A 12,612-nucleotide genomic window follows, 5' to 3' on the forward strand; every position below is an offset into this window, starting at 1 on the left:
TTTGCTCATATCATATGCATTTGGGGTAAATTTTTCTAAATGGATCGCACAGATAAAAAGATTCTTGCTGAATTGCAATTAAATGGCCGATTATCTATCACTGAGTTGGCAGAAAAAGTTGGTTTGAGCATTTCACCTTGTCACAGACGAGTGAAGGCTTTAGAAGAGTCGGGAGCTATCAAAGGCTATCGGGCAGAACTCGACCCAAACTTAGTCGGTTTTGAGTTTTCAGCGATTGTTTTTATTACGCTTAAAGAAGGCGATAAACAGGCGGTTGAGAAGTTTGAAAATGCCGTGATTGAGATTCCGCAAATTATTCAGGCGCAGCGTTTGTTTGGTGAACCTGACTATTTACTCCATGTTGTTGCTAGAGATTTACCAGCTTTTCAGCGTTTATATGACGAAAAATTATCTGCTATTCCAAGTGTGCAACGGCTCATCTCAACCATTGTGATGAAAGATGTGGTACCTGAGCGCTTATTTCCGATTGGCTAAATCATCAGATGTAAAAAAAAAGAAGCTTTAAAGCTTCTTTTTTAATTGGTAAAGGGGGCTAAGCATCGAGTGTTTTACACAAAGAACAAATTGTACCGTTATGTTTGTGAGAGAACATAATATCTGGACGCTCATAGCCTTGCTCACATACGCGGCAGTGATAAACAGTTGCTACAGGAGTACCTTCAGCATCGTAACGTGGTTCTTTAACGCCGTCATCGTGTGACTTGATGTAGTATTTCCCTTTGGTTAATAGGCCCATGATTGGTGTTAATACAAAGGCAAGTACAAGTGCAATAATTGGAGAGTAAGGCGCTAGGAAACTACCCAATAATCCGAAGAATGCTGCAATCGATAAACCTGCTGATACAAGGAAAGCAACCATACCGACAGGGTTTACGTTGTAGAGCATGTCACGGCGGTATTCCGGTTCTTTTGGTGAAAGTTTTAAAACATATTTGTTGATTGAAATGTCTGTTGCGACAACCACAACCCATGCAATTGCAAAGTTTGAATAGAATCCTAAGATTTTACCCAGTACCGCAAACATGTTGCCTTCCATCAAAGCAAGCGCAATTGCCAAGTTTACGATCACAAAGACAATACGCCCCGGATAATGTTTGCTAATACGAGTGTAGGCACTTGTCCATGCGAGGGAACCAGAGTAAGCATTGGTCACATTAATTTTAATTTGAGAAATAACCACCAAAATAACCGCAAGTGTTAAAGCCGCCCAGCCCGGAAGCATGTCATGAAACGCCGCATTAAACTGTTGAACAGGTTCAGTGCTGTTTACGCCCGGTATTTTAGTGAGTAAATAGAAACCTAAAAACGCCCCAATAATTTGTTTGATCGCTCCTAAAATTACCCAGCCCGGACCCGCTGAAATAACCGCTGCCCACCATGCTTTGCTATTTTCTTTTGTTTTTGCAGGCATGAAGCGTAGGTAGTCAATTTGCTCACCGATTTGCATGATGAGGGATAAGCATATACCTGCACCAAGCATAATCGCTGCCATATCTACAGGTGCAAAACCTTCATGACCTGTAAACGTTGCAAACTGGCTAACTAAGGTAGGTTCTTGGTAAATCAGATAAGCCACCGGACCAATCATCAGAACGAGCCAAAGTGGGGTAGTCCAGACTTGTAATTTACTTAAAGCTTTCATGCCGTAAATCACCAGCGGAATAACCATAACGGTTGAGATGAGGTAGCCAGCCCAAAGCGGAATGCCTAAACCGAGCAATAATCCTTGCGCCATGATTGAACCTTCAAGGGCAAAGAAAATAAAGGTGAAACTGGCGAAAATGATACTGGTCAGGACCGAACCGATATAACCGAAACCTGCACCGCGGGTAATCAAGTCAAGGTCGATGTTATAGCGAGCTGCGTAGTAGGCTAAAGGGATGCCGGTTAAGAAGATAATAATCGCTGCAAATAAAATGGAGAAAACAGCATTGGTTGTTCCATAAGACATACCAATACTGGCACCAATAGAAAAGTCAGCAAGATAGGCAATACCACCAAGTGCAGTAATAGCAACAACTTTGGGACTCCAGCGCCGAAAGCTGTGTGGAGCATAACGTAAAGTATAATCTTCTAAGGTTTCATTCACTGCTTTTTGTGAATCTGCACCTTGCACAGTGTCCAGATTTGGATGTTCAGATACACTCATAACATCAATCTCCCAATCATTTTCGGTCAATCAACACAAATATTGATCATTGTTTTTTGATGGTTTTGAGTGTGTGATTTTTGGGAAAAATTGAAAATACGTTATTTTGCGTATATGTGCGTATTAGAAAAAATCGCCATGATAAATGACTTTTGGCATAAGGATTGCTGGGTTTAATGCAGCCCTATCCAAAACATGAGTGTTATGCCAGATACTTCACGTCCCCAACAAGCGCCACAACGTGTGATCAAAACACGCCGTGAATATAATATTTGGGTGGCAGATGAAAGTATCGAAGATTATGCACTCCGCTATGCACCTACCTCAGTACGAAAATGGTCGCCTTGGACGGTAACCAATACTGCAATTTCTACAGTTAGCTTTTTGGCTATGGAAGCCATTGGGGCAACCATGCTTTGGCAGTATGGCTTTAGCAATGCATTATGGGCAGCAATTGTCGTATGTACCATTATATTTTTAACCAGTTGGCCGATTAGTTACTACGCCGCAAAATATAATGTAGATGTTGATTTGCTTACTCGTGGTGCAGGTTTTGGCTACATTGGCTCGACCATTACATCTCTGATTTATGCCAGCTTTACCTTTATTTTGCTTGCGTTTGAAGCCGCAATTATGGCGATGGCACTTGAGCTGGCCTTAGGCATTCCGCAAGTTATTGGTTACTTAATTTCTGCCTTAGTGATTTTGCCTTTAGTGGTCAAAGGCATTGGTTTTATTAACAAAGTTCAGGCAGTCACTCAGCCAATCTGGCTCTTATTGCTGTTATTACCGTGGTTTTTTGTACTTTGGAAACAACCACAAATTTTAAGTAGTAGTCTGCATTTTGTTGGGGCAGTTTCAAACTCGACCGATTTTAATCTGTATTACTTTGGTGCGGCGTGCACTCTTATTTTTTCATTTGTGATCCAAATTGGTGAGCAAGCCGACTATTTACGTTTCTTACCGCAAAAAGAAAAGAATAGAACTGCATGGCGTTTTGCCGTTTTTTTAGGTGGTCCATCTTGGATTATTTTTGGATTTTTAAAAGTTTTGATGGGCATGCTGCTGATGGTGTTGGCTTTTCAGCTGTTTATTCCTGTCTCTGAACTAGACAATCCGACTTATTTATATTGGGTTGCTTATCAGCAGTTTATTCCAAATCCTCAGCTAGCGTTAATATTGACTCTAGCACTGGTTTGCTTGGCACAAATTAAAATTAATATGACCAATGCCTACGCTGGCTCTTTAGCTTGGTCAAACTTTTTTGCTCGTTTAACTCATAGCCATCCGGGACGAATTGTCTGGCTTCTTTTTAACGTGTTTATTGCCATTGTTTTAATGGAAATGGGCATTAGCCATGCAGTTGAACGCATTTTGGGACTATATAGCAATATCGCTTTGGCATGGATTGGCGCCGTTGTTGCCGATTTAATTATCTGTAAGCCTTTAGGTCTAAGCCCGAAGGGAATTGAATTTCGCCGTGCTTATTTATATGACATTAACCCCGTAGGTGTGGGCGCATTACTCATCGCTTCAGTGTTATCGATGCTGAGCTATTTGGGCTTTTTCGGTCTCATGGCGAAAGGTTTAGCAAGTTTTATTGCTTTGGGGAGTGCGGTTTTATGCGTTCCTGTTATTGCTTACCTAACCACAGGCAAATATTACATTGCACGTCAGCCTGAAAAAATTCAGGCGACTTTGGTTGCTAACTGTGTCGTGTGTGAACGGGACTATGAGCTTGCTGATATGGCGGGTTGCCCAGCCTATAACGGTACGATTTGCTCTCTATGCTGTTCACTAGAAGCACGCTGCCACGATTTATGTAAACCCGATGCACGTTGGTCAGTACAACTCAAAAAAGCCATTTGGCATTATTTACCAGAACGTTGGGCGAGCCGTTTAAATAGCAGGGTCAGTTTATATTTATTACTGACTCTAGGGCTGTCTATTGTTTTGGCAGTGAGCTTGAGTCTGGTTTATATCCAAGAAAAAACCTATTTAGAAACCATTAATGCCGCAGCCGTTCCGCAGTTATTTACACTGTTTGTAAAAATTTACACCATTTTATTTTTATTGATGAGTGTTGCAGCATGGTGGTTAGTGTTAAACGATGAAAGCCGACGTAATGCCGAAATCGAAACGCATCAGCAAACAGCATTATTGATTGATGAAATTGCTGCCCATGAAGTCACTTCAAAAGACTTACAAGACGCCAGAATAGCAGCAGAACGGGCCAATGATGCAAAAAGCCGTTATGTCATTGGCATTAGCCATGAATTACGAACGCCTCTAAATAGTATTTTGGGCTATAGCCAATTACTTCAAAAACAAGAACAACTCTCTGAACAAGGCAAAATGGCGCTCGGGGTGATTAGCCGTAGTGGGCAGCATTTGACTTCACTCATTGACGGTTTACTAGATTTAGCACGCATTGAAACAGGCAAGATTTCTTTAAATGTAGTGGATGTGCATTTCCCCAATTTTATTGAACAGATTATTCAAATGTTTCAGCCACAGTTTGAACAGAAGAATTTACAGTTTGTTTATGAAATTGGAGAAAACCTACCGCACTACGTTCGTACCGACAAAAAACGCTTAGAGCAAGTGCTCATCAATTTACTGGGCAATGCTTTAAAGTTTACGACAAGCGGCACAATTACTTTAAAAGTCGAATACCGTTTTCAAACGGCTTATTTTGAAATTAGAGATACGGGCTGTGGTATTGCAGAGGCAGATTTAGAGCGAATCTTTAACCCGTTTGAACGGGGCAGCAATGTAGTACAAGGCGGATTTACCGGAATAGGACTCGGACTACCCATTGTAAAATTGTTGGTCGATTTACTCGGTGGCCAGCTATCTGTGACCAGTCAGCTCAATCAGGGTTCACAATTTAAGATTAAGTTTTATTTACCTTCAAAAGAAGTAGTTCATCCAATTTCTAATGTCTACTCCAACCAAATTACGGGTTATCAAGGCGAACGAAAACGAATTTTGGTTGTCGATAATGAAGCTGTGGACCGAGGCCTAGTCGCTAATTTTCTCAAACCTTTGGGATTTATGATTGAAGAAGCCGAGTCGGGCATTGATTGTTTAAGACGTGTACCTATTTTTCAGCCGAACCTGATTTTGATGGATTTAAATATGCCTTTGATGGGCGGGTGGGAAACAGCACGATTATTGCGTCAGAATAATATTACCAATGTGCCGATCTTAATTATTTCAGCGAATGCAGGAGAGCGTGAAGTCAATCCACAAGATGCGGTCTTAAGTGAAGACTTTATGTTAAAACCAATCGATCTCAATTTGTTGCTGAGTAAAATTGGAGATAAGTTGGGCTTGGTGTGGATTGATTCCAAATCAGAGACACTCCTTGAAAATAATGAAGTTCAAGCACTCGATTTAAATATATATAAGCAAGAGCAAGTTGCTGTTCATACGCTAATCCAACAACCGGAAAATAATGAGCTGCTCGATTTTCCGCAAAGCTTACAACAGTTAAATGACTTGATTGGACAGGGGTACATTCGTGGAATTCAACAGACTTTAACGCAATGTCGTCAAAATTTTCCAAAGCATAACGAGTTATGGGAACAGCTTGAACAGGCGATTCAAAAATTTGATTTAAAACACGCCCAACGGTTAATTCAGGATAAGCAATGAGTACGCAACATGTTTCTTTTCAGCAAGCTTCACCAAACGAGCAGGCTGTTATTCTGATTGTGGATGATGTGCCGGAAAATTTAGGCTTGTTACATGAAAGTCTGGATCAGGCAGGTTATCGCGTGCTTGTTACAACCGATGGGTTAAGTGCAATTGAAATTGCACACCGATGCTTACCAGATATGATTTTACTTGATGGCAATATGCCACATATGGACGGTTTTGAAAGTTGTATACAGCTTAAAGCGAGTCCAATTACGCAGTTTATTCCCGTTATTTTTATGACAGGTTTGTCTGAGACAGAGCATATTGTGCGTGGTTTTCAGGTCGGCGGGGTGGACTACGTAACTAAGCCACTGAATATTGAAGAAGTATTAGCAAGGGTAAAAACACATTTGGCACATGCCAAACTATTGCAGCAACAGAAACAGGTGATTGATGCAACGGAAACAGCCATTCTTGCGCTAGATGTTCACGGTAAAATTGTGTGGAAAACCCAAAAAGCCAGTGATCTACTAAATCAATATTTACCTGAATTAGAAGGTTTTGAAGCAGGCTTAAAAGCTTGGTTTTCAGACTTAGAGCATGAAAAAGACCCTAAAAAATTAACCAGCTGTTCTTATTCAACACCATCTCAGCAATTACAGCTTTTATTGCTTACACCGTGGGAAACTGAACCAAGTGTGGCAAAAAATTATCTTATCCAGATAAAAACTTCTACGCCAGCTTTGGAAATGGCTGATATTTTAAAATATTGCCCGCAGTTGACTCAACGTGAAGCAGAAGTCATGCACTGGTTGTTGTTAGGAAAAACCAATAAAGACATTGCAGAAATTTTGGAGCTTAGTCCACGGACAGTGAATAAACATTTAGAGCATGTTTTTGAAAAACTTTGCGTTGAAAACCGAACTGCTGCGGTGGCGCATATTAATAGTTTGGTGCAAGAGTTTCACTAATTTAAGTGAAGATTGTATTTAAAAAGCATACAGACTCACTGCTAAAAATAGGCTATTTTTTTACAGTTAAATTTGTTCTTATAGATAAAGATTATACAAAGTCATTTTTAAATAAATACGATTTGTAATATGAGGAATTCATTGTGAATATTCAACAAAAAGATGATACAAAACACGGCAGCTTTAGCTTACTTGATGGTGAAACCGTTGCAGGTGAAATGACTTATACATGGGCAGGCGAAAGCATGCTAATTATTGATGCCACAGATGTAAACGAAAATTATCGTGGACAAGGCGTAGGTCGCCAATTACTTGATGCTTTGGTTGCCTTTGTTCGTGAAAAAGACGTAAAAGTAATTCCACTTTGCCCATATGCAAAATCGGTTTTTGATAAAGACCCAAGCATTGGTGATGTACTTAGAAAATAAACAATAGATTAAAAATCATTTAATAAAAATCGGGCCTTGGTGTCCGATTTTTTTTTATTAGTTTTACTACTCATCTTTGCTTTAGTGAACATGTTTTGAGCTGTTCTATTCAACTGATTTGAAGGTTTTCGATTGCCAAATCGAATTTATCAAACTTATAGAAAAGCTTATCTAATAAAAATAGTTTTAGACCAATTGGGAAAAAAATAAACTTGTTACACAAATATTTAATGGCTGACGAAAGCTAAATATTTATAACGTTTTAATATTATTTGTTGGAATTTTCCTTGAACTGGCAGTATATCCATAGTGTGTTGCCGCAATTTTTCTCTGCAACTTTGACCACGCTGAAAATCTCAATTATCAGCATTATTTTGGCGATTATTGTAGGGCTAATTTGCAGCATTTTAATCACATATCACGTGCGGGTGCTAAATAGAATTGCCCAGTTCTATATTGAGTTATCTCGAAATACCCCTTTATTAATTCAACTGTTCTTTTTGTATTACGGTTTGCCAAAACTCGGTATCAAAATTGATGGTTTTGCCTGTGGTGTGATCGGACTGACCTTTTTAGGCGGAAGCTATATGGCTGAAGCTTTTCGAGCGGGTTTGCAGTCTGTTGCAAAAGGGCAGATTGACTCAGCAAAAAGTATTGGTCTAAAACCGACTCAAATTTTTAGATATGTCATTTTCCCTCAAGCGCTTGCCATTTCAATTCCGGCAATAGGGGCAAATTGCCTATTTCTAATTAAAGAAAGTTCTGTGGTGAGTGCCATTGCTGTTGTTGAGCTGCTTTTTGTCACCAAAGACTTAATTGGTATGGACTATAAAACCACCGAAGCTTTGTTCTTACTTATCATGGCTTATCTGATTATTTTATTGCCCGTGTCTATTTTAACCAGCTATCTAGAGCACAGAAGTCGGAAGGTGAGCCATGGAACTTGATTATTTATTTCAAGCGAGTCACCTCGAACGTTTAATGTGGGGACTTTGGGCAACTGCAAAAATTGCATTTATTTCAGTGTTTTTCTCTGCAATTTTCGGGACAGTCTTCGGCGTCATTATGACTTCTAAGAATATAGTCGTTAAAGCGCTGTGCCGCCTGTATCTAGAAGCGATCCGAATCATTCCAATTTTAGTTTTGCTATTTGTGTTTTATTTCGGCTTTGCGACATGGTTTAACTGGCAGTTTTCAGCAATGTGGGTATGCATTGTTGTATTTGTTTTATGGGGTACGGCAGAAATGGGCGATTTGGTTCGTGCAGCCATTACTTCGATTGATCAGCATCAACGCGATTCGGCCTATGCGCTCGGACTAACTCATGTTCAAGCTTTGATCTACGTCATTTTTCCGCAAAGTCTAAAACGAGTAACACCAGGCGCGATTAATTTATTTACCCGAATGGTGAAAACCAGCTCTTTGGCAGTCCTGATTGGCGTGGTTGAAGTCATTAAAGTTGGCCAGCAAATTATTGAAAATTCGCTGTTGACCGTGCCAAGCGCTTCTCTTTGGATTTATGGCTTTATTTTTATTTTGTATTTTCTGATTTGCTATCCCTTATCTCGTTTGGCGGCACATTTAGAAAAGGTCTGGGAGTAATTATGCCTTTGTTATCGATACAACAATTACAGAAATCATTTGCACAAAGTCATATTTTACAGGGCATTGATCTGGATGTAGAACAAGGAGAGGTGGTTGTTATTTTAGGCCCATCGGGCTGCGGTAAAAGTACTTTATTGCGCTGTATTAACGGCTTAGAACCGATTCAGGGTGGCGAGATTCGTTTAACAGGCTCAGGTGTTTTGGGCAAAGATGTGGACTGGACTAATGCTCGTCAAAAAATTGGCATGGTTTTTCAGAACTATGAGTTATTTGGGCATATGAACGTCATTGACAATATTTTGCTCGGGCCACTTAAAGTACAAAAACGTCACCGCGATGAAGCAGAACAAGTAGCAGATGAGTTGCTAAAGCGAGTCGGGCTATATGAGCGAAAACTTGATTATCCGCGACAACTTTCTGGCGGACAAAAACAGCGTATAGCCATTGTCCGTTCACTGGTCATGCAACCTCAAGTGATTTTACTTGATGAAATTACCGCTGCGCTTGATCCGGAAATGGTGAGAGAAGTGCTTGATGTAGTACTCAAATTGGCGAATGAAGGAATGACCATGTTGATTGTGACACATGAGATGTCCTTTGCCCGTAAGGTTGCTGACCGCATCATTTTTATGGATAAGGGCAAGATTATTGAACAGGCTTCACCAGAAGAATTTTTTGAACAGCCAAAAACAGAACGAGCGAAAGCTTTCTTAAATATTTTGTCGTACTAAATTTTTATTATTTGAATCATGAGGAAGTGAATGTTTAAACGTAATTCAATAAAAATATTAAGCAGTCTTGCCGTTGCTGGGGTGTTGTTAACTGCATGTAGTAAAACGCCATCAACTGAACAGGCAAGTAATGCTCAAGCAGACCATTCTTTAGAACAAGTCAAAAAAAATGGAGTTCTAAGAGTTGCCGTTTTTGCCGATGATCCGCCGTTTGGTTTTGTAGATAGTGCGGGTAATAATCAGGGCTTTGATGTGGCTTTAGCAAAACGAGTGACTAAAGATTTGCTCGGTGATGAAAAGAAAGTTGAGTTTATTGTGACTGAAGCTTCAAATCGGGTGGAGTTTTTAAAATCAAATCGAGCTGATGTTGTATTCGCGACATTTACGGTAACTCCTGAACGCAAGGAAGTTGTCGATTTTGCTGAGCCTTATTTAAAAGGTGCTTTCGGCATAGTATCTCCTAAAGCCAAGCCGATTACAGATATTGCTCAATTAGAAGGTAAGACCTTAATTGTAAACAAAGGCACAAGTTCAGATACGTACTTTACCAAGCATTATCCAAAAGTGAATTTACTCAAGTTCGAAAGAAATTCGGATGCTTTTAAAGCCTTAACCGACGGTCGTGGTGACGCGATTTCACAAGATAGTACTTATGCCTTGGCTTGGGCCGCGAAGAACCCAAGTTATGTGGCAGGTATTCAGTCTATTGGTGATCAAGAGTTTATTGCACCAGCGGTTAAAAAGGGCAATACCCAACTATTGAATTGGCTCAATACTGAAATTAAGCAGCTCAGAACAAGCGGTGAAATTAAGAAAATTTATGATGAAACCTTGAAGCCAATTTACGGTGATTCAGTCAATCCGAATGTGTTTTTAGATGTAGGTCAATAATTTTCGATATCGCTAGAGCAGTGCCTAAAAGTAGGCGCTGCGATTCTAAATAAGACTTTTACAAGAACGAGAGGGTGAAATAATGACAACATTAACATTTCAAAACGTGAAGCATATTTTAGCTGCGTCTTTACTGAGTTTAGGTTTGGTTGCATGTGACAAAGGAACTCAGTCTACTGAAAAAACGGCCGATACCACACAAACTGTATCGAGTATTGAACAGATTAAAAAGAATGGCGTGGTACGAATTGGCGTATTTAGTGATAAACCGCCGTTTGGATATTTGGATGCTCAAGGTAAAAATCAAGGTTTTGATGTAGAGATTGCTAAGCATGTCGCTAAAGATTTGCTGGGCGATGAAAACAAAGTTGAGTTTGTTTTAACTGAAGCGGCTAACCGTGTCGAATATTTAAAAGCCAATAAAGTAGATATTATTTTTGCCAACTTTACTGTTACGCCAGAACGTAAGGAAGTTGTCGATTTTGCTAAGCCTTACCTAAAAGTGGCACTCGGTGTGGTTTCTCCTAAAAGCCATCCAATTACCGATGTAGCTCAACTTAAAGATAAAACCTTGCTAGTAAACAAAGGTACAACGGCTGATTCATTCTTCACCAAGACGCATCCTGAAATTAAACTACAAAAGTATGAACAAAACACTGAAACTTTTGATGCTTTAAAAGATGGACGTGGTGCTGCGCTTGCCCATGATAACTTGCTGGTTTTAGCGTGGGCTAAAGAAAATCCAAATTACACCGTTGGCATTACCAATTTAGGTGAGCAGGACTTAATTGCACCAGCAGTTAAAAAGGGTGATAAAGAGTTATTAGACTGGTTGAACCAAGATTTAGAGAAACTGGCAAAAGAAGGCGTGATTCATCAGGCTTATGAAAAAACCTTAAAACCAGTCTATGGCGATACGATTAATCCAAAAGATTTATTGGTTGAGTAATCGTGCTAATAACCTCTAATGATTAGAACTCTAGATAGTATTTACTCGAACTAAGATTCATCTACAGCCTGCCCATAATTTATAAAGGTAATGTTTTTGCAATATTTTTTATAGATGTAAACAGTGGTCAGGTTCTGTAGATGAGAAAGTTTTTTGGTTACTTTTTCCAAAAAAAAAGTAACAGAATTAGCTGATTGCTTTAGAGATTAAAGGTAGGATTCAATCGTGCTAATTCTTTGACTTTATATTACTTTAACTTAAATAAAGTCGGCTCTGCTGCTAATTTATCTGCCAAATATTGAATCAACACACTCAATTTAGGCGGGACATGCCGTGTCGGTGGGTAGAGTAACCACAGCCCACCGCTATAATAGGTCTTAAAATACCAATCTGGTAAAACCTGAACTAAAGTACCTTGTTGTAGAGCATGGCGTGCAACGAAGTATGGCAAGCTCGCAATACCTAAATGCTGTAATGCAGCACTCAAACGCACACCCGTATGGTTTGCTGCATAACGACCACGCACGGCAACACTTATCGATTTATTTCCTTGTTGAAATTTCCATTTTGAGTCACTGGCTTGTTCACCCAAGTAGATACATTCATGCTGCTTTAAATCATGAGGATGGTTCGGAGTGCCATGCTTTGCTAAATATTCAGGTGTAGCACAAACCAAATGATCAATATCAATGAGTTTTCGACCCATAAGGCCACCTGATGGTTGCTCTGTAATTCGAAGTGCTAAATCGACTCCATCATCAATGAGATCTACATAACGATCTTCTAAAAGCATTTGTATATCAATTTTCGGGTAGCGTTCTAAAAACTCGGGTAAATGCGGATGAATCATAAAATGTCCCACAGCTTTGGGAACACTCATACGAATAATACCTTCTGGCTCGACATGAAATTGACCTGAACTTTCCATGACTGCTTGTGCCGCATTTACCATATCTAAACAACGTTGATAGACCTGTTGACCACTTTCACTTAAACGAAGTTTCCGTGTAGTCCGATAGAGTAAGCGGGTACCTAAAGCACGTTCTAAACGGGCAATCGCGCGGCTCACAGCAGAAGGTGTTGTACCTAGCTGGCGTGCAGTTTCAGAAAAGCTTTCCGACTCGACAACCTTAACGAAGGTCGCCATTTCATTTAACAGAACCGGACTTTGATTTGTGCTCATGAGGCAAAAGTTATTTGGATTTTGATTGGATTATCGCGT

At 39.8% G+C, this 12,612-nt stretch carries 13 protein-coding genes; 9 read left to right on the plus strand and 4 right to left on the minus strand.

Annotation, left to right across the window (positions count from 1 at the left end):
- Positions 1–39: 39 nt before the first annotated feature.
- Entirely contained in the window at positions 40–495 is a 456-nt protein-coding gene (locus EG365_RS15810; protein WP_000376215.1) for an Lrp/AsnC family transcriptional regulator, read from the plus strand.
- Positions 496–553: 58 nt separating this feature from the next.
- Here the strand turns inward: EG365_RS15810 and EG365_RS15815 are convergent, their stop codons facing one another.
- The gene (locus EG365_RS15815; RefSeq protein ID WP_000116422.1) at positions 554–2,170 is read right to left on the minus strand and encodes a purine-cytosine permease family protein; all 1,617 of its coding nucleotides are present in this window, start codon (positions 2,168–2,170) and stop codon (positions 554–556) included.
- A gap of 195 nt (positions 2,171–2,365) precedes the next feature.
- On the opposite strand from EG365_RS15815, the gene EG365_RS15820 reads away from it, so the two are divergent.
- The 3 genes from EG365_RS15820 (at position 2,366) to EG365_RS15830 (ending at position 7,214) form a co-directional block, all read left to right on the plus strand.
- Positions 2,366–5,830, plus strand: coding sequence for an ATP-binding protein (locus tag EG365_RS15820; RefSeq protein WP_000115408.1), 3,465 nt, complete (start codon positions 2,366–2,368; stop codon positions 5,828–5,830).
- Positions 5,827–6,786: a response regulator transcription factor gene (locus EG365_RS15825; RefSeq protein ID WP_000107128.1), complete on the plus strand. Its 960-nt coding sequence runs from the start codon at positions 5,827–5,829 to the stop codon at positions 6,784–6,786. The genes EG365_RS15820 and EG365_RS15825 overlap by 4 nt, the downstream gene beginning before the upstream one ends.
- A gap of 143 nt (positions 6,787–6,929) precedes the next feature.
- Positions 6,930–7,214, plus strand: coding sequence for a GNAT family N-acetyltransferase (locus tag EG365_RS15830; RefSeq protein ID WP_001025680.1), 285 nt, complete (start codon positions 6,930–6,932; stop codon positions 7,212–7,214).
- 109 nt (positions 7,215–7,323) lie between these two features.
- On the opposite strand, the gene EG365_RS15835 is transcribed toward EG365_RS15830, so the two are convergent.
- Entirely contained in the window at positions 7,324–7,437 is a 114-nt protein-coding gene (locus EG365_RS15835) for a hypothetical protein (protein ID WP_002017921.1), read from the minus strand.
- 64 nt (positions 7,438–7,501) lie between these two features.
- On the opposite strand from EG365_RS15835, the gene EG365_RS15840 reads away from it, so the two are divergent.
- The 5 genes from EG365_RS15840 to EG365_RS15860 all read left to right on the plus strand — a co-directional run bounded on the left by EG365_RS15840 (position 7,502) and on the right by EG365_RS15860 (position 11,390).
- Positions 7,502–8,161 (plus strand): amino acid ABC transporter permease, encoded by a 660-nt coding sequence (locus EG365_RS15840; protein WP_001104463.1) that lies wholly within the window; start codon positions 7,502–7,504, stop codon positions 8,159–8,161.
- The gene (locus EG365_RS15845) at positions 8,151–8,816 is read left to right on the plus strand and encodes an amino acid ABC transporter permease (protein WP_000418064.1); all 666 of its coding nucleotides are present in this window, start codon (positions 8,151–8,153) and stop codon (positions 8,814–8,816) included. Before EG365_RS15840 ends, EG365_RS15845 begins: the two co-directional genes overlap by 11 nt.
- 2 nt (positions 8,817–8,818) lie before the next feature.
- Positions 8,819–9,550: an amino acid ABC transporter ATP-binding protein gene (locus tag EG365_RS15850; RefSeq protein ID WP_001130362.1), complete on the plus strand. Its 732-nt coding sequence runs from the start codon at positions 8,819–8,821 to the stop codon at positions 9,548–9,550.
- 30 nt (positions 9,551–9,580) lie between these two features.
- Entirely contained in the window at positions 9,581–10,441 is an 861-nt protein-coding gene (locus EG365_RS15855) for a transporter substrate-binding domain-containing protein (protein ID WP_000476783.1), read from the plus strand.
- Between the two features lie 82 nt (positions 10,442–10,523).
- Positions 10,524–11,390, plus strand: a complete 867-nt coding sequence (locus EG365_RS15860; protein ID WP_000209985.1) for a cysteine ABC transporter substrate-binding protein — start codon at positions 10,524–10,526, stop codon at positions 11,388–11,390.
- A gap of 50 nt (positions 11,391–11,440) precedes the next feature.
- Here EG365_RS15860 and EG365_RS15865 read toward each other — a convergent pair whose 3' ends face one another.
- Both EG365_RS15865 and EG365_RS15870 read right to left on the minus strand, forming a co-directional pair.
- Positions 11,441–11,560 carry a hypothetical protein gene (locus tag EG365_RS15865; protein WP_001990052.1) on the minus strand — a complete coding sequence of 40 codons (120 nt, stop codon included), beginning with the start codon at positions 11,558–11,560 and terminating at the stop codon, positions 11,441–11,443.
- Between the two features lie 77 nt (positions 11,561–11,637).
- Positions 11,638–12,573: a LysR family transcriptional regulator gene (locus EG365_RS15870; protein ID WP_001990053.1), complete on the minus strand. Its 936-nt coding sequence runs from the start codon at positions 12,571–12,573 to the stop codon at positions 11,638–11,640.
- Between the last annotated feature and the right edge of the window lie 39 nt (positions 12,574–12,612).

Source organism: Acinetobacter sp. FDAARGOS_494, assembly GCF_003812225.1.
GTDB lineage: Bacteria > Pseudomonadota > Gammaproteobacteria > Pseudomonadales > Moraxellaceae > Acinetobacter > Acinetobacter baumannii.

Excerpts from the sequence above, each read along its gene's own strand:
- EG365_RS15810 (WP_000376215.1), top strand. The coding sequence starts at position 40 with ATGGATCGCACAGATAAAAAGATTCTTGCTGAATTGCAATTAAATGGC.
- EG365_RS15850 (WP_001130362.1), top strand. The coding sequence starts at position 8,819 with ATGCCTTTGTTATCGATACAACAATTACAGAAATCATTTGCACAAAGT.
- EG365_RS15870 (WP_001990053.1), bottom strand. The coding sequence starts at position 12,573 with ATGAGCACAAATCAAAGTCCGGTTCTGTTAAATGAAATGGCGACCTTC.
- EG365_RS15825 (WP_000107128.1), top strand. The coding sequence starts at position 5,827 with ATGAGTACGCAACATGTTTCTTTTCAGCAAGCTTCACCAAACGAGCAG.
- EG365_RS15815 (WP_000116422.1), bottom strand. The coding sequence starts at position 2,170 with ATGAGTGTATCTGAACATCCAAATCTGGACACTGTGCAAGGTGCAGAT.
- EG365_RS15820 (WP_000115408.1), top strand. The coding sequence starts at position 2,366 with ATGAGTGTTATGCCAGATACTTCACGTCCCCAACAAGCGCCACAACGT.
- EG365_RS15860 (WP_000209985.1), top strand. The coding sequence starts at position 10,524 with ATGACAACATTAACATTTCAAAACGTGAAGCATATTTTAGCTGCGTCT.
- EG365_RS15855 (WP_000476783.1), top strand. The coding sequence starts at position 9,581 with ATGTTTAAACGTAATTCAATAAAAATATTAAGCAGTCTTGCCGTTGCT.
- EG365_RS15845 (WP_000418064.1), top strand. The coding sequence starts at position 8,151 with ATGGAACTTGATTATTTATTTCAAGCGAGTCACCTCGAACGTTTAATG.